14 protein-coding genes and 11 pseudogenes are annotated in these 21,745 nt (G+C 66.0%); 21 read left to right on the top strand and 4 right to left on the bottom strand.

Features of this window, described 5'->3' with window-relative positions:
* Nucleotide 1 precedes the first annotated feature (1 nt).
* The 4 genes and pseudogenes from H0I39_RS18995 to H0I39_RS19010 all read left to right on the top strand — a co-directional run bounded on the left by H0I39_RS18995 (nt 2) and on the right by H0I39_RS19010 (nt 3,226).
* Nucleotides 2–454, top strand: coding sequence for a Bug family tripartite tricarboxylate transporter substrate binding protein (locus tag H0I39_RS18995; protein ID WP_180551528.1), 453 nt, complete (start codon nt 2–4; stop codon nt 452–454).
* Nucleotides 348–953, top strand: coding sequence for a tripartite tricarboxylate transporter substrate-binding protein (locus tag H0I39_RS19000; RefSeq protein WP_308645895.1), 606 nt, complete (start codon nt 348–350; stop codon nt 951–953). The genes H0I39_RS18995 and H0I39_RS19000 overlap by 107 nt, the downstream gene beginning before the upstream one ends.
* 216 nt (nt 954–1,169) lie before the next feature.
* Nucleotides 1,170–1,526, top strand: coding sequence for a hypothetical protein (locus H0I39_RS19005; protein ID WP_180551530.1), 357 nt, complete (start codon nt 1,170–1,172; stop codon nt 1,524–1,526).
* Between the two features lie 153 nt (nt 1,527–1,679).
* A pseudogene (locus H0I39_RS19010) lies at nt 1,680–3,226 on the top strand (transposase).
* Between the two features lie 187 nt (nt 3,227–3,413).
* On the opposite strand, the pseudogene H0I39_RS19015 reads toward H0I39_RS19010, so the two are convergent.
* A pseudogene (locus H0I39_RS19015) lies at nt 3,414–4,088 on the bottom strand (MFS transporter); the annotation flags it as partial.
* A gap of 132 nt (nt 4,089–4,220) precedes the next feature.
* Here H0I39_RS19015 and H0I39_RS19020 point away from each other — a divergent pair.
* Nucleotides 4,221–5,110 (top strand): annotated as a pseudogene (locus tag H0I39_RS19020) (M48 family metallopeptidase).
* A gap of 32 nt (nt 5,111–5,142) precedes the next feature.
* Here H0I39_RS19020 and H0I39_RS19025 read toward each other — a convergent pair.
* Both H0I39_RS19025 and H0I39_RS19030 read right to left on the bottom strand, forming a co-directional pair.
* Nucleotides 5,143–5,934 (bottom strand): GntR family transcriptional regulator, encoded by a 792-nt coding sequence (locus H0I39_RS19025; RefSeq protein WP_257645893.1) that lies wholly within the window; start codon nt 5,932–5,934, stop codon nt 5,143–5,145.
* 24 nt (nt 5,935–5,958) lie between these two features.
* Nucleotides 5,959–7,686, bottom strand: a pseudogene (locus tag H0I39_RS19030) (sigma 54-interacting transcriptional regulator).
* A gap of 262 nt (nt 7,687–7,948) precedes the next feature.
* Here H0I39_RS19030 and H0I39_RS19035 point away from each other — a divergent pair.
* From H0I39_RS19035 to H0I39_RS19075, 9 genes and pseudogenes are all read left to right on the top strand, one after another.
* The gene (locus H0I39_RS19035) at nt 7,949–8,167 is read left to right on the top strand and encodes a phenol hydroxylase subunit (RefSeq protein WP_047350239.1); all 219 of its coding nucleotides are present in this window, start codon (nt 7,949–7,951) and stop codon (nt 8,165–8,167) included.
* Nucleotides 8,168–8,204: 37 nt separating this feature from the next.
* A pseudogene (locus H0I39_RS19040) lies at nt 8,205–9,196 on the top strand (ferritin family protein).
* Nucleotides 9,197–9,207: 11 nt separating this feature from the next.
* Nucleotides 9,208–9,489, top strand: coding sequence for an MmoB/DmpM family protein (locus tag H0I39_RS19045; protein ID WP_180551531.1), 282 nt, complete (start codon nt 9,208–9,210; stop codon nt 9,487–9,489).
* Between the two features lie 49 nt (nt 9,490–9,538).
* Complete coding sequence (locus H0I39_RS19050; protein WP_047350220.1) at nt 9,539–11,098, top strand: aromatic/alkene/methane monooxygenase hydroxylase/oxygenase subunit alpha; 1,560 nt, start codon at nt 9,539–9,541, stop codon at nt 11,096–11,098.
* Nucleotides 11,095–11,451, top strand: coding sequence for a phenol hydroxylase subunit P4 (locus H0I39_RS19055; protein WP_024538558.1), 357 nt, complete (start codon nt 11,095–11,097; stop codon nt 11,449–11,451). Before H0I39_RS19050 ends, H0I39_RS19055 begins: the two co-directional genes overlap by 4 nt.
* A gap of 51 nt (nt 11,452–11,502) precedes the next feature.
* Nucleotides 11,503–12,566 (top strand): annotated as a pseudogene (locus tag H0I39_RS19060) (NADH:ubiquinone reductase (Na(+)-transporting) subunit F).
* 8 nt (nt 12,567–12,574) lie between these two features.
* Complete coding sequence (locus tag H0I39_RS19065) at nt 12,575–12,931, top strand: 2Fe-2S iron-sulfur cluster-binding protein (protein WP_180551532.1); 357 nt, start codon at nt 12,575–12,577, stop codon at nt 12,929–12,931.
* 35 nt (nt 12,932–12,966) lie between these two features.
* The gene (locus tag H0I39_RS19070) at nt 12,967–13,911 is read left to right on the top strand and encodes a catechol 2,3-dioxygenase (RefSeq protein ID WP_180551533.1); all 945 of its coding nucleotides are present in this window, start codon (nt 12,967–12,969) and stop codon (nt 13,909–13,911) included.
* 111 nt (nt 13,912–14,022) lie between these two features.
* Complete coding sequence (locus H0I39_RS19075) at nt 14,023–14,832, top strand: SphA family protein (protein ID WP_308645896.1); 810 nt, start codon at nt 14,023–14,025, stop codon at nt 14,830–14,832.
* A 30-nt stretch (nt 14,833–14,862) separates the two neighbouring features.
* Here the strand turns inward: H0I39_RS19075 and H0I39_RS19080 are convergent.
* Nucleotides 14,863–15,765, bottom strand: a pseudogene (locus H0I39_RS19080) (LysR family transcriptional regulator).
* Between the two features lie 205 nt (nt 15,766–15,970).
* Here H0I39_RS19080 and H0I39_RS19085 point away from each other — a divergent pair.
* The 7 genes and pseudogenes from H0I39_RS19085 (at nt 15,971) to dmpE (ending at nt 21,740) form a co-directional block, all read left to right on the top strand.
* On the top strand, nt 15,971–16,567 hold the full coding sequence (locus H0I39_RS19085; protein WP_180551534.1) for a putative antibiotic biosynthesis monooxygenase: 597 nt from the start codon (nt 15,971–15,973) through the stop codon (nt 16,565–16,567).
* A gap of 304 nt (nt 16,568–16,871) precedes the next feature.
* Nucleotides 16,872–16,919 (top strand): annotated as a pseudogene (locus tag H0I39_RS23775) (hypothetical protein); the annotation flags it as partial.
* A 165-nt stretch (nt 16,920–17,084) separates the two neighbouring features.
* Nucleotides 17,085–18,009, top strand: a pseudogene (locus H0I39_RS19095) (catechol 2,3-dioxygenase).
* Nucleotides 18,010–18,023: 14 nt separating this feature from the next.
* Nucleotides 18,024–18,455 (top strand): GlcG/HbpS family heme-binding protein, encoded by a 432-nt coding sequence (locus tag H0I39_RS19100; protein ID WP_180551535.1) that lies wholly within the window; start codon nt 18,024–18,026, stop codon nt 18,453–18,455.
* A gap of 62 nt (nt 18,456–18,517) precedes the next feature.
* Nucleotides 18,518–19,977, top strand: a pseudogene (locus H0I39_RS19105) (2-hydroxymuconic semialdehyde dehydrogenase).
* Nucleotides 19,978–20,050: 73 nt separating this feature from the next.
* Nucleotides 20,051–20,915: pseudogene (locus H0I39_RS19110) on the top strand (alpha/beta fold hydrolase).
* 42 nt (nt 20,916–20,957) lie between these two features.
* Nucleotides 20,958–21,740: a 2-oxopent-4-enoate hydratase gene (gene dmpE / locus H0I39_RS19115; RefSeq protein ID WP_047350414.1), complete on the top strand. Its 783-nt coding sequence runs from the start codon at nt 20,958–20,960 to the stop codon at nt 21,738–21,740.
* Nucleotides 21,741–21,745 lie beyond the last annotated feature (5 nt).

Here is a 21,745-nt window from a genome sequence, read left to right on the forward strand (position 1 = left end):
GATGAACAAGACCACTCGCATCCTCGCCGCCGCTGTCCTGGGCCTGGGCGCATCGGCGGTGTCGGCTTCGGACTTTCCGCAGGGGCCGATCGAGGTGACCGTGCCCTTCGCCGCCGGCGGCGGCCTGGACCAGAACGCCCGCGCGTTCGCCAAGGCCTTCTCCGAGGCGCTGAACACGCCGGTGGCGGTGATGAACCGCGACGGCGCGGCCGGCGCGATCGGCCTGGCCTTCGTGGCCGGCGCGCGCGCCGACGGCTACGCGCTGGCGTTCACGCCCGCCGTGTCGCTCACCAGCCAGCCGCACCGCGTCAAGACGATCAAGTACGGCGTGGAGTCGTTCTCCCCGTGTGCCACGTCTTCGACAACATCTTCGCGATCGCGGTGCTGGCGAACTCGCCGTACAAGACGATCGCCGACGTGCTGGTGGGTGCACGCAAGGAGCCGGGTGCGGTGAGCTACGGCACCTCTGGCATCGGCTCGATCCCCATCTGGGCACCGCCGACATCGAGGCCGCGGCCAAGGTGCAGCTGAACCACGTCGCCTACAAGGGCGACGGCCCGATGATGCAGGACCTGCTGGGCGGCCGCCTGGGCTTCGGCGCGGTGCTGGCCAGTTCGGTGCGCGCGCAGGTGCAGGCCGGCACGCTGCGGCTGCTGGCGGTGTACTCGGACCAGCGCCATCCGCATTTCCCGGCCGTGCCCACGCTGACCGAGTCGGGCGTGCCGGTGGTGCAGCTGAGCTTCGGCGGCCTGCTGGCGCCGGCCAAGACGCCGACCGCCGTGCTGGACAAGCTGCAAGCCGCCTGCGAACGCGCGGTGAAGTCGCCCGGCTACGTGGACTGGGCCGCCAAGGCCGGCCAGGTCGTCGAGTACCAGCCGGCCGAAGCGTTCGGGCGCAAGCTGCGCGAGGACAGCCGGGCGAAGGCAGCGACGATCCAGCGGCTGGGCCTGTAACCGGCAGCGATCGCTGATCGAGGCTGAGGGCTCCCGCGTGGGAGCCCTTTTGTTTCGCTCGGGCTTGCCGCGGCGCCGAAGGCCGCCGCACAGCCGGCATCACCTACGGCCGCGCAGGAAGCGGCGCACAGGTCGCCGCTGCATGCACCGGCTGCGCACCCGGGCGCGCTGCAGTGCAATGGATCCAGAGCGGAAATGGATCCGCAGGAGCAGCTCATGAAGAAGTTCATCTTGTCTGCCGTCGCCGCCAGCGCGATGGCGTTCGGCGGCTTCGCGCACGCCGACCTGATCGATGGCGTGGGAAAGACGCTGTCGCAGATCTTCGGCGTCCCGTACGACCCGACGCCGCCCGACCGGCCCGCCTTCCCCGTGGGCACCGTGTACACCGACGCCAACGGCACGCGCTACCAGGTGGACCCGGCCGGCCGCCACATTCCGCTGGCGCAGGGGCCCGCGCCCTATGCCGACGTCGTCGTGCCGCCCACGGTCGCCGTCGCGCCGGTCTTCGACGACGACGGCGACGGCGTGGCGAACCAGTACGACCGCTATCCGTACGACGGTCGCTACCGCTGACCCCGGCACGCCGCCGCCGACCACGGCAGGGCCGGGCGGCGGATCACGCCAGGGATCCAGCTGGCCTACACGGCCACCCGGCCAGGCGCATCGACACTGCGTCATCGGCGCTACTGGAGCTAAATAGATACCCCTTGCATTTGTACAGTATTCATGTCAGCCACTTCCAAGCCCAAGCTCTACAACCCACGCCACCCCGAACGCACGCTGCTCTACCAAACGGTAGCCGAGCACTACGAGACCTGGCTAGAGTTGGCCAGCGCGGGTCAGTTCGACGGCCAGGGCGACCACCACACCCCCAAGCCCTTCGTGCGCAAAGCGTTTGCCAAGTATCTTGAGTGCGGCATCTTTGCCCATGGCTTTGCCCGCGCTCGCTGCGGCGACTGTGGGCACGACTACTTTGTAGCCTTCTCCTGCAAAGGCCGGGAGTCTGCCCCTCGTGCACCACCCGGCGCATGGTGGAGACAGCAGCGCACCTGAACGACCACGTCTCCCCGCCTGCCGGTGCGCCAGTGGGTGCTGTCGGTTCCCAAGCGGCTTCGGTACTTCATGCAGCGCGACGGAGCGGTGCTGAGCATGGTGCTGCGCATCTTTCTGCGGGTGATCGCACAAACTCTGCAGACCCACAGCCCCGGTGCGGCCCATATGGACAAGGCAGGCCTGCACATCGGTGCCATCGCCTTCATTCACCGATTCGGCTCCAGCCTCAATGAACACGTCCACTTCCACGTTTGTGTGGTGGACGGGGTGTTTGAGGAAGTGGAGGGCGAGGGCGATGCTGATGCGACCCCTCGAATCTCATCGCCGGGTGTCATCTTTCACGCGGCCACCGGCATCGATGCGGCTACCGTGGCCCCAGTGCAGACCACACTGCAAAACGCATCCTGCGCGCCTTCGTTGCTCGGGGCCTGCTGGAGAACTGTGACGCCAAAGACATGCTGGGCTACAAACACAGCGGCTTCTCGGTGGACGCCGGTGTCTGCATCGAAGCCCACGACCGCGCTGCGCTGGAGCGGCTGCTGCGCTATTGCGCGCGTCCACCGTTTTCCATGGAGCGCCTACGCAAAGAGGGAAGCAAACTGGTGTACCGCTGTGCCAAACAGCGCAGCGAGCCCACCAGTGACAAGCGTGGTGCCAAGGCAGATGAGCTGCACCTCACACCGCTGGAGCTCATCGACCGCATTGCCGCGCTGGTGCCACCGCCACGCACCCACCGGCACCGCTACTTTGGTGTGCTGGCACCAAACTCGCCGCTGAGAGCGGCGGTAACGGCGCTGGCTCAGCCTGCTGCGGCGCAACCAGCCACGGTCGAGACTGCACAATCTGGCGCGGGCGTGGGCGTACCTGGGGTGGCGGCGCCGGGCAACGCGGCCACACCCACACCAGAACCTGCAGCACCTCCCAAACGCCCAGCGCACTACCTATGGGCGGTGCTGATTGCCCGCATCTACGAGGTCTTCCCACTGCTGTGTCCGAACTGCGGGGGCAAATGCGCATCATTGCCTTCATCACGCACAGCGCCGAAATCCGCCACATCCTGAACCACATCGGGGTGGAGTCTGCCCCCGCACATCACCCCGGCACGCGGGCCACCGCTGTGGGAGGGCTGCGACGCGCCGGTGGATGATGGTGCGCAAGGCGAGCCGGATTGGGATCTGGCAGCTCAACCCGACGAGGTAGACCAGCGCGTCAATTGGTGACCCAGTGAAGCGGCGGTATCCATCGCTGCGGGGAAGCAGCTGCGCGCGCCAGGCCCAAATGCATACTGCCTCCCAAGCTCTTGCCATTGAGCGGCAAGCGAGCGCTCAACCTTCCTTGGCCGAACGTGTTTCGAGGCCCAAAACTCGTGCCATACTTGGCCTCATGCGGTTGAATTTCCTATCCGTACAGCAGTACCGTCACCACGCCCAGCAGCATGGATGCCGCCATCACCAAGTAGGCCGTGGTCCAGGCGCCGGCCTGGTAGCCCGCCAGGCCGGCCACTTCAGCGCGCGCGGCCACCCACAGCACGCCCGCGCCGGCCCAGATCATGGCCAGGCGGTAGCCCGTCTGGTAGGTGGCGGCCAGGGCGGCCTGGTGGTCGGCGTCGGCGGATTCGATGCGGAAGGCGTCCAGCGCAATGTCCTGCGTGGCAGAGCCAAAGGCCACCAGCAGCGCGCACCACACTATGGGCCCCAGGGCGTCGCGCGGGTCGGCCAGCGCCATGCCGACCAGGCCGGTCATCACCAGCGCCTGCGCCAGCAGCAGCCAGCTGCGCCGCCGGCCCAGCCAGCGTGTGAGCAATGGCAGCGGCAGGCGGTCCACCAGCGGCGACCAGACCCACTTGAACGCATAGGCCAGCCCCACCCACGACAGGTAGCCGATGGTGGTGCGGTCGATGCCCGCCTCGCGCAGCCTGAAAGACAGCGTGCCCAGCACCAGCAACAGCGGCAGCCCCGCCGCAAAGCCCAGGGCCAGCATGCGCAGGCTGGCGGGCTCCAGATAGACAAGCCAGGCCTGGCGCCAGGAGCGGCGAGGGGGCAGCGGCAGCAGGGGAGCGTTGGTGGCGGTTTCGGCAGGCATGGGCAAGGGCGGGGGATGGGTGCAATCGCGGGATTATCCGCACCGCAGCGCGCAGCGCGCAGCGCGCAGGACGCCATGACACCCGCCGGCCAGCATTGGCGGGGTGCGCCAGTCTGTCCTAGACTCGCGCCCATGACCATCCGCACCCCCAACCCCTTGTCCTCGTTGTCCGCCTGGCCGGGCTGCCTGTGCTGCGTCGCGCGCGGTGATCAGTCCGGCGGAATCTGGCAGGCGCGCCGCGCCTTTGTGCTGGCGGCGGCTGGGGCGGCGGCGCTGCCGGCGGCGGCGCAGGTGGATGTGGGCAGCGCATCGGGCATGCGCATGCTGGTGCCCGCCGAGACGCTGGAAGAATCCGCCGTGCAGCAATACAACCAGCTGCTGGCGCAGGCCAAGGCCAAACGCGCACTGGCGCCGGACAACCACCCGCAGCTGGTGGCGCTGCGCGGTATTGCCCGCCGCCTCATTCCCCACGCCGCGCAGTGGAACAGCCGCGCGGCCCAGTGGCGCTGGGAGATCAACCTGATCGCTAGCCGCCAGATCAACGCCTTTGCATGCCGGGCGGCAAGATTGCGTTCTACACGGGCATCCTGGACCAGCTCAAACTGACCGGCGACGAGGCCGCCATGATCATGGGCCACGAAATGGCCCACGCGCTGCGCGAGCACGCCCGCTCGCGCGTGGCCAAAAGCCAGGCCACCAGCATTGGCCTGTCGCTGGGCGCGCAGCTGCTGGGCCTGGGCGAGCTGGGCAACGTGGCGGCCAACCTGGGCACGCAGCTGCTCACGCTCAAGTTCAGCCGCTCCGACGAGACCGAGGCCGACCTGGTCGGCCTGGAGCTGGCCGCCCGCGCCGCCTACAACCCGCAGGCCGCCGTCAGCCTGTGGCGCAAGATGGGCGCGGCCACGGGCAACAACGGCGTCGCGTTCTTGTCCACCCACCCCTCGGGGCCAGACCGCATCCGCGAGCTGGAGGGCAACGTGCCCAAGGTGCAGGGGCTGTACCAGGCGGCGCGGGGTGGTTGATTTGCTTCTTTATTGATAGCTGTTGGCGCTTGTCAGTCAAGCGCTGGTGGCTGATTTGGCTTGAAGCTGCGGCGGTGCGCAGCCCGGCAAAAGGCGCGGCCTTCGCGCAGGGCGCGGATCAGCAAATCGGGCGTGGCGCGGATGTGTGCCTCCAGCGCCAGCGCGGCGCGGGCGTCCTGGCCTGACATGGCCAGCGCGAAGATTTCGGTGTGCTCGGCGTGCACATCGCGCACACCACCCGGCAGGCCCATGGCGCAGAAGCGGTAGCGCTCGCTGTGGCGCGACAGCAGGCGCAACACCCGCACCGTCCAGGGCGAGGTGTGGCCCGCCAGCAGCGCCTCATGAAAGCGCACGTTCAGCAGCTCCCACTGGCGGCGGCGGTGCGGCGCGATGGGCTGCTCTTCGGCCGAGATGGCCGCATAGGCCTCGGCAAGCGCTTCGCGCCACTGTGCATCACCGGCGCGAATGGACTGGCGCAGCGCGTCGGTCTCGATGTGCACGCGCAGCGTGGTGATGTCTTCCAGCTCTTGCAGCGCGATGGGCGCCACGCGAAAGCCGCGCTGCCCCTCCACGGTCACCAGCGCGTCGCTCACCAGCCGCGTGAGCGCCTCGCGCAGCGTGCCCGCGCCCACCTCGTACTGGGTGCGCAGGTGCTCGATGCGCAGCTTGCTGCCGGGCGCAAGGCGGCCCTCGACGATGTCGCTGCGCAGCGTGGCGTAGGTTTGCTCGATCAGCGTGCGCGAGGGTGCGCCGTGCAGGCTGGCATCGGCGGCGGCGTGGCCGCCAGCCAGCGCAATCAAAGGGTGAAAGCTGCGTTTGGCCATGGCAATGCGGGGCTGGTGTGCGCCTCACGAAGCCGCCAGCGGCCGCTCTTGCAGGCGCGACAGGCGGTAGCTCAGCTGCGGGCGCGTCAGGCCCAGCGCGCGCGCGCCGCCGCGCCAGGTTGCCGCCTGCGCGCGCCACGGCCTCGCGGATCAGCGCGTCTTCGAGCGCGTCCAGCGTCAGGCCGCTGGCTTGCAGGGTGTCGTACAGACTGGCGCTTTGCTGGCAGTGCGCCTCGCTCTCCAGCGCGCCGACGGCGTTCACGGTGTGCGCCGCGGGCGTGGCGGAGGCGGGGAAAAGCATGGCGGCGTCCACCAGGTCGTCGTTGGGCGCCAGGATCACGCCGCGCTCGACCAGGTTTTCCAGCTCGCGCACGTTGCCGGGCCAGGCGTGCTGGCGCATGGCGGTCATGGCCAGGTCAGTGAAGCCCGCCAGGCGCTTGCCGTGCAGGGCGGCGTAGCGCTGCAGCAGGTGCATGGCCAGCAGTTCGATGTCGTCCGCGCGCTCGCGCAGCGCCGGTATGCGGATGGGATAGACGTTCAGGCGGTAGAGCAGGTCGCGCCGAAAGCGCCCTTCCTCCACGGCTTTTTCCAGATCGACGTTGGTGGCGGCAATCACGCGCACGTCCACCTTGCGCGGCTGCGTGCCGCCCAGGCGCTCCACTTCGCCCTGCTGCAGCACGCGCAGCAGCTTGGCCTGCGCGGGTAGCGGCAGCTCGCCCAGCTCGTCCAGCAGCAAGGTGCCGCCGTGCGCGCGCTCGAAGCGGCCCACGCGCGCGGCGGTGGCGCCGGTGTAGGCGCCTTTTTCGGCGCCGAAGAGCTCGCTTTCGATCAAATCGGCGGGCAGCGCCGCGCAGTTGACGGCCACGAAGGGCTTGTCGGCGCGCGGGCCCATGGCGTGCAGCGCGCGCAAAGCGCTCTTTGCCCACGCCGGTCTCGCCGGTCAGCAGCACGGTGACCTGCGTGGGCGCGGCCTTGCGCAGCAGCTCCACGGTGTCGTTGAAGGCGCGCGAGCGTCCCAGCAGCGGGCCCTGGTCGTCCGCGGGCTGTAGCTGGGTGCGTAGCGCATCCGCCTGCGACTGCAGCTCGCCCAGGCGCACCAGCATGGAGTCGGGGTCGTAGTCGCGCGCCAGTTGCTCGCCGTCGGGCCATTCGTGCTCAAAGCGGCCCTCGATCAGGCAGTGCGGGTGGCCGCAGGCAGTGCACTGCACTTCCTTGAAAAGGGCCGGGCGGCGAAAGAACGCGCTGGTGTAGCCCGAGGCATAGCCCAGCAGCATCCAGCACACGGGCGCACCTTGCGGGCCCCAGGCGCGCTGGTGCACCTCGGCCTCCCAGCTGTGATCCCACTGAAAGATGCCGTGAAAGTGGCTTGCCGCCTCGTCCAGCTCGAACACCTTCGGCTGCACGCGCACAGCGCCTTCCAGCATGTGCAGCTGCGGCCCTACGGCAAAGGCGTCGAACAGCGATGCGCCCGGCCGCACCTGGCGCGCCAGCAGCGCATCGCGCTCGCCCGATGCGTAGCCCGCACGCATCAGCAAGCGGCGGGCGTGCTCCGGCCCCAGGCTGGCCACCAGCTCGCGCCGCAACGCCTGAAAGGCCGCCGCATGTACCAGCAGCATGCGCTGATCAGCCAGCCAGATGCGCCCATCGACGGGCGAGAAGTGCACCAGCCGGCGCAAGTCGGCGTCGGACGGGTAGGGGGCAGGGTGGTGGCTGGCATGAAAAAGTATCGATAAACAGCGGGTGGTCGTCCATCGGGATCGACCCGGGGAGGTTTTTCATCATTTCATGAACTGGCTGACCCCTGGGTCTCATCAAAACATCATGCTGCTGTGCAGCAATCGCGGCTCCGGGCTGTCCGCGGGTGCCGCAGCCGGCGGCTACCAACCTGCGGGCGGGCCTCTTTGACGCGATTTGCTAGGGATTAACCCTGGATTTATCGATATTTGCGCGCAAAACGCCAGCATTGGCATGGCCCGTGCAAAACAGATGGCGCAAAACCGAAAAGGAGACCGTCATGACCCACACCGCCATTGCCACCGACGCATCTGCCACCCCGCAACCCGTCTGCGATCTGTCGCAGCGGTTTGTGCGCGTGCTGGGCCGCCGCGACAACGGCTTTGTCGAGTTTGCTTTCTCGATCGGATGGCCCGAGCTGTCGGTGGAGCTGATGCTCCCTGAACCGGCATTCGATGCCTTTTGCGCGGCGCACCGCGTGCGCCACCTGGATGACTGAGCCCTGCCCCAACAACCACGACCAGGAGATAAGCCCCATGAACATCGACTTGCAGGCGCGCGAAATTCAGCCGCTGCGCAACACCTTCGCCCGCGTGGCGGCCTACACGGGCGACAAGCCCGCGTCGCGCTACCTTGAAGCCACGCTGGGCATTCAGAACGCCGCGAACTTCCATTACCGCCCGACCTGGGAGCCCGAATTCGAGCTGTTTGATGCTGGCCGCACGGCCGTCAAACTGGCTGACTGGGATGCCCTGCGCGACCCGCGCCAGTATTACTACGCCAACTGGACCATGGCGCGTGCGCGCCAGCAAGAGGCGATGGAGGCCAACTACCAGTTTGTCGAGTCGCGCGGCCTGATCGACAAGATTCCCGACGCGCAGCGCGCCGCAGCCTGCGAGGTGCTCATGCCGCTGCGCCACGCGGCCTGGGGCGCCAACATGAACAATTGCCAGGTGTGTGCACGCGGCTATGGAACGGCCTTTACCGCCCCGGCCATGATGCACGCCATGGACCAGCTAGGCGTGGCCCAGTACCTGACCCGCCTGGGCCTGGCGCTGGGGAGCCCGGCGCACTGGAAGCCGGCAAGAACGACTGGCTGCAGGACCCGCGCTGGCAGGGACTGCGCAAGCTGGTGGAGGACACGCTGGTCGTCAACGACCCGTTCGAGCTGTTTGTGGCGCAGAACCTGGCGCTCGACGGTCTGCTGTACCCGCTGATCTACACGCATTTCGTGGACGACCACCTTGCGGTGCAGGGCGGTACGGCGGTGGCCATGCTCACGGCCTTCATGCCCGAATGGCATGACGAGAGCGCACGCTGGGTGGACGCGGTCATCAAAGTGGCCGCCGCCGCATCGGACGACAACCGCGCGCTGATTACCGGCTGGTTCAAGACCTATGCCGACAGTGCGCAGGCCGCGCTGGCGCCGGTGGCAGAGATGGCCTTGGGCGCTGCCGGTGCCGAAGCCCTGCTGGCCGTGCGCGAAACCCTCAACACCCGCGCCCGCAAGGCCGGTCTAACCCTCTGAGAAAGTTTGTGATGACCGAACCCGTTTCTAAAGTTTTCATTGCCTTCCAAGACAACGAAGAATCGCGCCCGATTGTCGATGCCATCTTGGCCGACAACCCCGAAGCCACTGCCGTGCATTCGCCCGGTTTGGTCAAGATCGACGCCCCCGGCCGCTTGGTAGTGCGCCGCGAGAGCATCGAAGAGCAAACCGGCCAGCGTTTTGACCTGCAACAGATTCACGTCAATCTGGTCACGATCTCAGGCTACATCAATGAAGACGACGACGAGTTGTCGTTGAGCTGGCTGCGCTAAAGCAGCCGCCACCCCCGATTTATTGCCGCAACCACCAGGAGATAACACCATGGACGCACCCGTTACCAAAAAGAAGCTCGGCCTGAAAGAACGCCACATCGCCATGACGCGCGATCTGGCCTGGGACACTACCTACCAACCGATGGACAAGGTGTTCCCGTTCGACAAATACGAAGGCATCAAGATCCACGACTGGGATAAATGGGAAGACCCGTTTCGCCTGACCATGGACGCCTACTGGAAATACCAGGGCGAGAAGGAAAAGAAGCTCTATGCCGTGATCGAGGCCTTTGCGCAGAACAATGGCCAGCTGGGTATTTCGGATGCGCGCTATGTGAATGCGATCAAGATCTTCTTCCAGGCCGTGACCCCGATAGAGTACCTCGCGCACCGCGGCTTTGCCCATGTGGGCCGCCACTTCACCGGTGCCGGTGCCCGCGTTGCCGCGCAGATGCAGTCCATTGACGAGCTGCGCCACTGCCAGACCGAAACCCACGCCCTGTCGCACTACAACAAGTATTTCAATGGCCTGCACCAGGCACCCCACATGTTTGACCGTGTGTGGTACCTGTCCGTGCCCAAGTCGTTTTTTGAAGACGCCTCCACCGCAGGGCCGTTCGAGTTCCTCACCGCCGTGAGCTTCTCGTTCGAGTACGTGCTGACCAACCTGGTGTTCGTGCCCTTCATGTCCGGCGCCGCCCACAACGGCGACATGAGCACCGTGACGTTTGGCTTCTCGGCCCAGTCCGACGAATCGCGTCACATGACCCTGGGCATCGAGTGCATCAAGTTCATGCTCGAGCAGGACCCGGCCAACGTGCCGATCGTGCAGAAGTGGATCGACAAGTGGCTCTGGCGCGGCTACCGCCTGCTGACCATCGTGGCCATGATGCAGGACTACATGCTGCCCAAGCGCGTGATGAGCTGGAAGGAGGCCTGGGAGATGTACGCCGAGGAAAACGGTGGCGCGCTGTTCCGCGATCTGGCCCGCTATGGCATCCGCGAACCCAAGGGCTGGAAGGAGGCGTGCGCCGGCAAAGACCACATCAGCCACCAGGCCTGGAATACCTTCTACAACTATGCGGCTGCTGCGCCCTTCCACACCTGGATTCCCAAGGAAGACGAGATGCAGTGGCTGAGCGAAAAGTACCCCGACACCTTCGACAAGTACTACCGGCCGCGCTTCGAGCATTTCCACGCGCAGCAGCAACAGGGCAAGCGCTTTTACAACAAGACGCTGCCCATGCTGTGCACCATCTGCCAGGTCCCCATGTTCTTTACCGAGCCCGGCGATCCGACCAAGATCTGCTACCGCGAGTCCGACTACCACGGCGACAAGTACCACTTCTGCAGCGACGGTTGCAAAGAAATTTTTGACGACGAGCCCGAGAAATATTCGCAAGCCTGGCTGCCCGTGCACCAGATTTACCAGGGCAACTGCTTCCCCGAGGGCACCGACCCGACGGTGGAGGGCTTTGACCCGATGGCTGCCGTGATGGACTACTACGACCTGAAGGTGGGCCGGGACAACCTCGACTTTGAAGGCTCGGAAGACCAGAAGAACTTTGCCGCCTGGCGTGGTGATGCTGTTCAAGGAGACAAGGCATGAGCGTCGTTGCTGTCAAACCCTACGACTTTCCCGCCCGCGACCGGCGCGAGAACTTCCCCGCACCGCTGCTCTACATCGGCTGGGAGGATCACCTGATGTTTGCATCACCGGTCTGCCTGCCGTTGCCGCCGGATACCCCGTTCGGCGCGCTGGCCCAGGGCGTGCTGCCCGGCGTGTACGGCGAGCACCCCGACTTTGCCAAGATCGACTGGTCCCAGGTCGAGTGGTTCAAGTCCGGCCAGCCGTGGACGCCCGATCCGGCCAAGTCGCTGCAGGCCAATGGCCTTCAGCACAAGGACGCGATCCGTTTTCGCACCCCGGGCCTGACCGGCATCCAGGGTACGTGCAGCTAAGTCCCATTCGGTGAGGAAGCCCGGGGCTACCCCGGGCCCCGCGTCCATGCCATGACCTACCAACTGACCATCGAGCCCTTGGGCGCAACGATCGACGTCGAAGAGGGCCAGACCCTGCTCGACGCCGCGCTGCGCCAGGGCATCTACATTCCCCACGCCTGCGGCCACGGCCTGTGCGGCACCTGCAAGGTGCAGGTATCCGACGGCGAGGTGGACCACGGTGCCGCCAACCCCTTTGCGCTGCTGGAGATGGAGCGCGACGACGGCAAGACCCTCGCCTGCTGCGCCACGCTGCAGTCGGACGCCACCATTGAGGCCGATATCGACGACGAGCCCGATGCACAGATCATCCCCATGCGCGACTTTGAAGCCACGGTGGCGCGCATCGAGCAGCTCACGCCAACCATCAAGGCGCTGCATTTGCGTCTGAACCAGCCCATCCGCTACCAGGCGGGGCAGTATGTGCAGGTGCAGATTCCCGGCGTGGAAGGGGGCCGTGCGTTCTCGATTGCCAATGCCCCGCAAGCCGGCGGCCAGAGCAGCGAGATCGAGCTGAATGTGCGCCGGGTGCCCGGCGGTGCGGGCACCACCTGGCTGCACGAATCGCTCAACGTGGGCGACCGGTTGCAGCTGACCGGGCCGTATGGGCGCTTTTTGTGCGCCGCTCGGCCGCCATGCCGATGGTGTTCATGGCCGGCGGCTCGGGCCTGTCGAGTCCGCGCGCCATGATTCTGGATCTGCTGGCCAGCGGTTGCACGCAGCCCATCACGCTGGTCTATGGCCAGCGCAGCGCGCAGGAGCTTTATTACGACGCCGAGTTTCGCGCCCTGGCGGCGCGCCACCCGCATTTCACCTACGTGCCCGCGCTGTCGGAAGCTGCCGACAGCGATGGCTGGGACGGTGCGCGCGGCTTTGTGCATGAAGCGGCCAGGGCGCACTTTGGCGGCAGCTTCACCGGTCACAAGGCATACCTCTGCGGGCCGCCGCCCATGATCGAAGCGTGCATCGGAACGCTGATGCAGGGGCGCCTTTTCGAGCGCGACATCTACACCGAGAAATTCCTCTCGGCAGCCGATGCGCAGCAGGCGCGCAGCCCGTTGTTCCGGACCATCTAGGAGTTGCCATGGGTGCCACCACCTGCCAGCAAGTGCGTGTCAGCGTGTCGCAGACCGGCGACTGTTTTGACTGCGCCACCAACGAAAGTCTGCTCGCCGGCATGTTGCGGCTGGGCCGCAAGGGCATTCCAGCCGGGTGCGTCAATGGTGGCTGCGGGGTCTGCAAGGTGCGCATTGTGGAGGGTGCGGTGCAGTCGCTCGGACCCGTCAGCCGTGCGCATGTCAGCACCGAAGAAGAAGCCAACGGCTACACGCTGGCCTGCCGCGTGGCGCCCACCCAGGCGGTGTGCCTGGAAGTGGCCGCCCGATTGCGCAAACCGTTTCTGGGCAGTGCCGCCTCGGTGGCGCAACGTCCAGCCAATTGAGTCATTGAAGATTTATCAACCAAGAGGAGACATGAATGGGTGTACTGAGAATCGGCCACGCGAGCCTGCGGGTCATGGATATCGCTGCTGCCGTCAAGCACTACGAAGAGGTCCTGGGCCTCAAGACCGTCATGAAGGACAGTGCGGGCAACGTCTACCTGAAATGCTGGGACGAGTGGGACAAATACTCCATCATCCTGACCCCCAGCGACCGGGCGGGCCTGAACCACGTTGCCTACAAGGTGGAGAAAGACGAGGATCTGGACGCGCTGCAGGCACGCATCGAGGCCTGGGGCATCAAGACCACGCTGCTGCCTGAAGGCACGCTGCCCTCCACCGGCCGCATGCTGCAGTTCAACCTGCCCAGCGGCCACGAAATGCGCCTGTACGCCATGAAGGAATACGTGGGCACCGATGTGGGCACTGTCAATCCCGACCCGTGGCCCGACGGTGTCCGGGGCGCGGGCGCGCACTGGCTCGACCACCTGCTGCTGATGTGCGAGATGAACCCCGAGGCCGGCATCAACACCGTGCAGGACAACACGCGTTTCATGAAGGAATGCCTGGACTTTTTCTTGACCGAGCAGGTGCTGGTGGGCCCCCAGGGCGACATGCAGGCCGCCACCTGGATGGCGCGCACGTCCACGCCACACGACATCGCCTTTGTGGGCGGCCCTGTCAGCGGCCTGCACCACATCGCGTTTTTCCTGGATTCGTGGCACGACGTGCTCAAGTCCGCCGACGTCATGGCCAAGAAGAAGGTCAAGATCGACGTGGCCCCTACGCGCCACGGCATCACGCGCGGCGAGACCATTTATTTCTTCGACCCCAGCGGCAACCGCAACGAAACCTTTGCCGGACTGGGCTACCTGGCGCAGCCCGACCGCCCAGTGACCACCTGGAGCGAGGACAAGATGGGCAGAGGGATCTTCTATCACACGGGTGACCTGGTGCCGTCCTTCACGGACGTCTATACCTGATCGGGCGCGCATCCATGCACAAGGAACACAGCATGAAAAACACAGGGTCATTGCCGCGCTTGCCCTGGCAGGCGGTCTGGCCGCGCCGCTGGCTCAGGCCGAGGGCACTACGTGCCCGGCGTCGAGGGGATGCAGGCGGCGAGCGTGCCGCCGCCCGGCTTCTACTACCTGGGCTATCTCCTCAACTACGACATCGACGATTTCCGCGCGCCAGGCACCAAGAGCAACCTGCCGGGGCACAACCGCGGCACCGTCTCGGCGCTGGCCAACCGCTTCGTCTGGGTCACGCAGCACAAGCTGCTGGGCGCCGACTACGGCATGGAGGCCATCGTGCCCCTGATGCGCACTTCGCTCACCATCAACGCGGCGGGCATCTCCGACACCCGCTCGGGCGTGGGCGACGTGTATCTGGGGCCGCTGGTGCTGGGCTGGCATGGCCCCCAGTGGGACGCCGTGGCGGCCGCGGGCATGTGGTTCGACACCGCCAGCACCAGCGACCCCGCCTCCCCGGGCAAGGGCTTCAAGAGCACCATGCTCACGGGCGGCCTGACCTACTACTTCGACGGCGCCAAGACCTGGTCGGGTTCGGGGCTGATGCGCTTCGAGCGCAACGGCAAGAACGGCGCGGGCATGCGCCCTGGCAACCAGATCACGCTGGAATGGGGCCTGGGCAAGTCCTTCGGCGCCTGGCAGGCGGGGCTGGTGGGCTACAGCCAGTGGCAGACCAGCGAAGACAGCGGGCCGGGCGCCAGCACCCACAAGGCATCGCGCCACGCGCTGGGCGCCGAGGTGGTCTATCCCGTGCCTGGCGCGGGCATGTTCCTGAAGGGCGCGCTCTACAAGGAGCTGAGCGCCGAGGCCGGCACCGGCGCGCAGCCCAAGGGCTCTCTGCTGCGCTTCTCGCTCGTAAAAGCCTTCTGAGCGGTGAGCGGTGAGCGCTGCCGCAGGCGGCTACCCCGGCGCAGCGGCGCGCACTTGTGCAAAGGCGCGCACCACGTCCAGAAATGCCCCCAGCACGGGGAAGGGTCATCGCTGCGGTACAGGCAGCTGAGCTCGATGTCGCTCAGGTGGCGCGAGCGCAGCGGCCGGTAGGTCACGCCGGGCAGGCGCAAGCTGGTGGCCGAGCGGGTGGTGATGCAGCAGCCAAAGCCGCCCGCCACCAGCGCCACGGCGGTCACTACGTCCTGCACCTCCTGCTCGACGCGCAGGGGACGCCCTCGGCGCGGAAAGCGTCCGTCACCTCCTGTGCCAGACCGCGCAGGGGCACGTTGGGGTAGAGGATGAGCGGCATGCCCTCCAGGTCGGACAGGCGCAGCGAGGGGCGCACCGCCAGCGGGTGGCTGGCCGCCAGGGCCACCACCAGCGGCTCGTGCAGAACGGTTTCGATGCTGATGTCGGCCTCTTGCGGCACCAGACGGTTAAAGCCCACGCTGATGCGCCGCTCGCGCAGCGCCTGCAGCTGGGCGTCTTTGGTCAGGTTATGCAAAACAATTTTGACTTCGGGGCGCTCCTCGTGAAAGCGCGCCAGGATGCGTGGGATCACATCCAGCACGCCCGAGCCGAACAGCCCCACATCCAGCTGCCCGATCAGGCCCTGGCCTGCCAGTCGCGTGCGCTCCAGCGCCTGCTGTGCCAGCGCGAGCAGGTTGGGGGTTTCCTGCAGCAAGGTGTGGCCGGCGTCGGTGAGCTGCATGCCTTTGGGGGTGCGCACAAACAGCGGCACGCCGATTTTTCTTCCAGCGCCTGGATGTGGCGCGTCAGCGGCGGCTGCGACAAATGCAGGCGGGCCGCCGCACGGCCAATGTGGCCCTCTTCGGCCACGGCAAGAAAGTGGCGCAGGTCACGCAAATCCATGGGGGCTCCCGTCCGTGCTGTAAAGATGCTGAAATGGTATGGGATACCGCAAAAACAGTATTGGAAGGTATCGGGAGGGCGTCCCATCATCGCGGGCATGGCCTGCTTGCCGAGTGGCGCAGCTTTTCAAGGACACCGAATGACGGCTTCTTCACCCGCCTCTCCCGCCTCCCACACTTCCCCTTCGGCGACCGCCCGCGGTGCAGTGTCCGACGCTTCCCGCCGTGTGGTCACCGTGCTGATTGCCCGCCGCGTGGCGCCCGCGTCGGTGGCGGCGTTTGAGGTGGCCATCCAAGGCATGCTGGCCGCTGCCGAAGGGTTTGCCGGGCACCTGGGCGGCCAGGTCATCCGACCCGGTGACAGCGACACCCCGGGCGAATCGCTTGCTGCGGACGGCAGCACCGAGCCGCTGCTCTACCACGTCGTTTTTGCGTTCGATAACGAAGCCCACCTGGCCGCCTGGCAAAACTCCGCCGAGCGCGCGCACTGGCTGGCCCAGGTGCTGCCGCACACCGTGGGGCAGCAGCAGCTGCACCGGGTTACCGGCCTGGACTACTGGTTTGCCGCCCCCAACAGCACCACCCGCCCCGCGCCGCCGCGCTGGAAGGTGGCCACCGTGACCTGGCTGGGCATTTTTCCTACCGTGCTGCTGCTGTTTCTGACCATTGCGCCGCTGATGGCCGACTGGTACCTGGTGCCGCGCGTGATGGTCATTACCGTGCTGGTCGTGCTGATCATGACCTGGGTGGTGGCGCCGCGCCTGACGCGCTGGCTGCATTCCTGGCTGCACGCCAAGCGTTGAAATCGCCCTATCACAAAAATCAAGGGAAAACCTAATAAATGCCAAAACGGTATTGAGGGTGGGCAAAAATGGTATTGGACGGTATTGAAATGTCTTTCTATCGTTGCTTCCTGGCTCGCAATTGCTGGTTTTTAAAGGCACCGCGTAAGCGACACACCACCATGCAGAAATTTGTCGTCAGCATCGAAGACACCGGCGAGCAGTACAGCTGCGTCGGCGGTCGCTCCGTGCTGGAAGGCATGGAAGCGTTGGGCAAAAAGGCATTCCCGTGGGCTGCCGGCAGGGCGGCTGCGGCGTGTGCAAGGTGCACATCCTGGAAGGCCAGTACGCGCGCCGCGTGATGAGCCGCGCGCATGTCAGTGCCGAGGAAGAAGCCGCTGGCTGCGTACTGTCGTGCCGCATCTACCCGACCAGCGACCTGCGTCTGCAGGTCGTGGGTGCAATGAAAAAGAACGTCTGCCGCCCGCTGGCGGCGCCCCGTCAACCCACCCGTGAACCCCATCAAAGGAGACCCACCATGGCATTAACCGGCGTTTTGCGCCCAGGACACGCACAAATCCGCGTGCTGGATCTGGAGGAATCGGTCAAGTGGTACACCGAGGTCATGGGCCTGGTGCCCATGGGCCGCGACAGCCAGGGCCGCGCCTATTTCAAAACCCGCGCCGAGCGCGATCACAACAGCGTGATCCTGCGCCAGGCCGACCAGGCGGGTATCGACCTGTTTGCCTTCAAGGTGCTGGACAAGGCCACGCTGGAAGACTTCGACAAAGCTGCAAGCCTTCGGCGTGAAAACCGAGCGCATCCCCGCCGGTGAGCTGCTGGAGACCGGCGAGCGCGTGCGCTTCCAGATCCCCACGGGCCACACCGTCGAGCTGTACGCCGAGAAAACCGACGTGGGCAACGGCATCGGCTACTTCGACCCCGATGTGGACGTGCTCGACGGCCCTGGCATTCGCCCCATCCGCATGGACCACTGCCTGCTGTACGGCGGCGACATCGAAGGCAACCTCAAGCTGTTCACCGAAGTACTGGGCTTCACCCTGGTCGAGCGCGTGAAGCTGGAAGACGGCAAGACCGACCTGGCCATCTGGATCACCTGCAGCGCCAAGGCGCACGACATCGCCTTCGTGCGCAGCCCCGAGGACGGCAAGCTGCACCATGTGTCGTTCCAGATGCCCAGCTGGGAGAGCGTGCTGCGCGCGGCCGACATCATGAGCATCAACCGCGTCTCGATCGACATCGGCCCCACGCGCCACGGCGTCACGCAGGGCACGACGATCTACTTCTTCGACCCCAGCGGCAACCGGCTGGAGACCTTCTGCGGCGGCTACGACCACTACCCCGACATGCACCCCATCACCTGGAGCTGGGAGAACGTGGGCCGCGGCATCTTCTATCACGACCGCAAGCTCAACGACGCTTTCCTGAGCGTGGTGACCTAAAGGAGCAGGCGGCAATGGCACAACACAGCGTTGAACAACGCGCCATCACTGCCGAGGCCGCCAACGCGGCCGTGGTTGCAGCGGTGGCCAAGGCGGGCGAGCTGGGCATCCGCATCAATGTCGCCGTGACCGACGCATCGGGCGTGCTGGCGGCCTTTCTGCGCATGCCGGGGGCGTTTTTGCATTCGGTGGACATTGCCATCGACAAGGCCTACACCAGCGCCGGCTTTGGCTTTGCCACGGCGCAGTGGGCCGGCATTTTGCAGGGCGACGAAGCGCTGCGCCTGGGCATGCCCACGCGCCCGCGCAACGTGGTTTTTGGCGGCGGCCTGCCCATGCGTGAGGGCGGGGCGCTGATCGGCGGCATTGGCGTGTCCGGCGGCAGCGCCGAGCAGGACGAAATCTGTGCCCGCGCCGCGCTGGCCGCGCTGGGGCTGGATTGCTGAGGATGCCCGGCATCCCGGACAAGCCGCAGCGTTGTTCAACATTTCCATAGCAAGGTAACACCATGAAAGAGTTTCTGAATTTCATCAACGGCGAATATGTTCGCAACGCCAGCGGCAAGACCTTCCAGGACATCAACCCGGTGAACGGCAGCGTCATCGGCAATATTTACGAAGCGGGGCAGGCCGAGGTCGATGCCGCCGTGGCCGCCGCGCGCGCCGCGCTCAAGGGCGACTGGGGCCGCCTGTCGGTGGCCGAGCGCTGCAAGCTGCTGGACGCCGTGGCCGGTGAGATCAACCGCCGCTTCGACGACTTTTTGCAGGCCGAAATTGCCGACACCGGCAAGCCGCACCACCTGGCCTCGCACGTGGACATTCCGCGCGGCGCCGCCAACTTCCAGATCTTCATCGACACCATCAAGAGCACGGCCACCGAGTCGTTCAACATGCGCACGCCCGACGGCAAGACGGCATTGAGCTACGGCGTGCGCGTGCCGCGCGGCGTGATTGCCGTGGTCTGCCCCTGGAACCTGCCGCTGCTGCTGATGACCTGGAAGGTGGGCCCGGCCCTGGCCTGCGGCAACACCGTGGTCGTCAAGCCCAGCGAAGAAACCCCGCTACCGCCACGCTGCTGGGCGAGGTGATGAACGCTGTGGGCATGCCCAAGGGCGTGTACAACGTGGTGCACGGCTTTGGCCCTGCCTCGGCCGGTGAATTTTTGACCAAGCACCCCGGCGTGAACGGCATTACCTTCACCGGCGAGACGCGCACCGGTACCGCCATCATGAAGGCCGCTGCCGATGGCGTGCGCCCCGTGTCGCTGGAAATGGGCGGCAAGAACGCCGCCGTGGTGTTTGCTGATTGCGACTTCCAGGTAACCATCGATACGCTGACGCGCTCGTGCTTTGAAAACGCTGGCCAGGTCTGCCTGGGCACCGAGCGCGTGTACGTCGAGCGACCCATCTTCGACAAAGTGGTGGCTGCCCTGAAAGAGCGCGCCGAAGCCATGAAGCCCGGCCTGCCGTTTGATCACGACACCAAGATTGGCCCGCTGATCAGCAAGAAGCACCAGGCCAAGGTGCTGGGCTTGTACAAGACAGCCAAGGACGAAGGCGCCACCATCGTCACCGGCGGCGGCATCCCCGACATGCCCGACGCGCTGAAGGATGGCTCCTGGGTGCAACCCACCATCTGGACCGGCCTGCCCGAAACCGCCACCGTGGTGACCGAAGAAATTTTTGGCCCCTGCTGCCACATCAGCCCCTTCGACAGCGAAGAGGAAGTGCTGGGCAAGGTCAACGCCAACCGCTACGGCCTGGCCACGGCCATCTTCACGCAAGACATTGCGCGCGCCAACCGCCTGGCGCACCAGATCGAAGTGGGCCTGTGCTGGATCAACGCCTGGTTCCTGCGCGACCTGCGCACGCCGTTTGGCGGCTCCAAGCAATCGGGCATCGGCCGCGAAGGCGGTGTGCACTCGCTCGAGTTTTATACCGAGCTGCGCAACGTGATGGTGAAGTTCTAAGCCAAATCGGCCTCTCGCGCTTGCCAGGCAAGCGCGAGTAGCTCTTATAAAAATAGCAAGGAGACAGTTTCACATGAGCAATACATCGTCCAACCCCGAGATCGGGCACAGCATCGAAGCAGCGGGCATTCGCACCAACTACCACGACAGTGGTGGCCAGAACGCGCCCGTGCTGCTCATCCACGGCTCGGGGCCGGGTGTTTCTGCCTGGGCCAACTGGCGCCTGGTGATGCCCGCGCTGGCGCAGAACGCCCGCGTGATTGCGCCCGACATGGTGGGCTTTGGCTACTCGGAGCGCCCGCAAGGCTTTGTCTACAGCATGGACGCCTGGGTGCGCCAGGCTGTGGGCCTGCTCGATGCCCTAGGCATTGAGCGCACCGACCTGGTGGGCAACTCGTTTGGCGGCGGCCTGTCGCTGGCGCTGGCCATTGCCCACCCCGAGCGCGTGCGCCGCTTGGTGCTGATGGGCAGTGCCGGTGTCTCCTTCCCCTGACCGAGGGGCTGGACGCCGTGTGGGGCTACACCCCTCGGTAGAGAACATGCGCGCCATCATGGACTACTTCGCCTTCGACCAAGGCCTGATGAGCGACGACCTGGCGCGCCTGCGCTTTGAGGCCAGCATCCGCCCCGGCTTTCAAGAATCGTTCGCCGCCATGTTCCCCGCCCCGCGCCAGCGCTGGATTGAAGCCCTGGCCAGCGCCGAGGCCGACATCCGTGCCCTGCCGCACCAAGCCCTGGTCATCCATGGCCGCGAAGACCGCGTGATCCCGCTGAGCACCTCGCTGACCTTGTCCAGCTGGATTCAGCGCTCCCAACTGCACGTCTATGGCCAATGCGGCCACTGGACGCAAATTGAACACGCCGCGCGCTTTGCCCGCCTGGTGGGCGACTTCCTTGCTGAAGCGCACCCCGACGAGCCGCTGCCGCTGCGGCCCTGAACGACTTTTCTGAACACCCTCGCCAAAGGAACCCCCATGACCATGACCCCTGCCTTGATCGAACAACTGGGCGACGAGCTGTACCAGGCCCTGACGCAGCGCCAAACGCTGGAGCCGCTGACCAACCTCCATGCCGACATCACCATTGAAGACGCCTACGCCATCCAGCAAAAAATGCTGGCGCGCCGCTTGGCCGCTGGTGAAAAAGTGGTCGGCAAGAAAATTGGCGTGACCAGCCAGGCCGTGATGAACATGCTGGGCGTGTTCCAGCCCGACTTTGGCTGGCTCACCGACGGCATGGTGTTCAACGAAGGCGAGGCCGTGCCCGCCAACACGCTGATCCAACCCAAGGCCGAGGGCGAGATTGCCTTCGTGCTGAAGAAAACCCTCAAGGGCCCCGGCGTGACGGCGGCCGACGTGCTGGCCGCCACCGAGGGCGTGATGGCCTGCTTTGAAATCGTGGATTCGCGCATCCGCGACTGGAAAATCAAGATTCAAGACACCGTGGCTGACAACGCCAGCTGCGGCGTGTTCGTGCTGGGCGACCGCCTGGTCGATCCGCGCGACGTGGACTTGGGCACCTGCGGCATGGTACTGGAAAAGAATGGCGAGATCGTTGCCACCGGTGCTGGCGCTGCGGCCCTGGGCCACCCCGCCAACGCCGTGGCCTGGCTGGCCAACACGCTGGGCCGCCTGGGCATTGCGCTGGAAGCCGGTGAAGTGGTGCTGTCGGGTTCGCTGGGCATCATGGTGCCTGTGCAAGCGGGCGACAACCTGCGTGTGACCATCGGCGGCATCGGCGGTTGCTCGGTGCGTTTCCTCTAAGGAGC

The organism is Ottowia beijingensis (assembly GCF_013423955.1).
Taxonomy (GTDB): domain Bacteria; phylum Pseudomonadota; class Gammaproteobacteria; order Burkholderiales; family Burkholderiaceae_C; genus Ottowia; species Ottowia beijingensis.

Bases quoted from the DNA above. Each gene is read 5' to 3' on its own strand.
- H0I39_RS18995 (WP_180551528.1), top strand. From the start codon at position 2: ATGAACAAGACCACTCGCATCCTCGCCGCCGCTGTCCTGGGCCTGGGC.
- H0I39_RS19005 (WP_180551530.1), top strand. From the start codon at position 1,170: ATGAAGAAGTTCATCTTGTCTGCCGTCGCCGCCAGCGCGATGGCGTTC.
- H0I39_RS19025 (WP_257645893.1), bottom strand. From the start codon at position 5,934: ATGGCCAAACGCAGCTTTCACCCTTTGATTGCGCTGGCTGGCGGCCAC.
- H0I39_RS19035 (WP_047350239.1), top strand. From the start codon at position 7,949: ATGACCCACACCGCCATTGCCACCGACGCATCTGCCACCCCGCAACCC.
- H0I39_RS19045 (WP_180551531.1), top strand. From the start codon at position 9,208: ATGACCGAACCCGTTTCTAAAGTTTTCATTGCCTTCCAAGACAACGAA.
- H0I39_RS19050 (WP_047350220.1), top strand. From the start codon at position 9,539: ATGGACGCACCCGTTACCAAAAAGAAGCTCGGCCTGAAAGAACGCCAC.
- H0I39_RS19055 (WP_024538558.1), top strand. From the start codon at position 11,095: ATGAGCGTCGTTGCTGTCAAACCCTACGACTTTCCCGCCCGCGACCGG.
- H0I39_RS19065 (WP_180551532.1), top strand. From the start codon at position 12,575: ATGGGTGCCACCACCTGCCAGCAAGTGCGTGTCAGCGTGTCGCAGACC.
- H0I39_RS19070 (WP_180551533.1), top strand. From the start codon at position 12,967: ATGGGTGTACTGAGAATCGGCCACGCGAGCCTGCGGGTCATGGATATC.
- H0I39_RS19100 (WP_180551535.1), top strand. From the start codon at position 18,024: ATGGCACAACACAGCGTTGAACAACGCGCCATCACTGCCGAGGCCGCC.
- dmpE (WP_047350414.1), top strand. From the start codon at position 20,958: ATGACCCCTGCCTTGATCGAACAACTGGGCGACGAGCTGTACCAGGCC.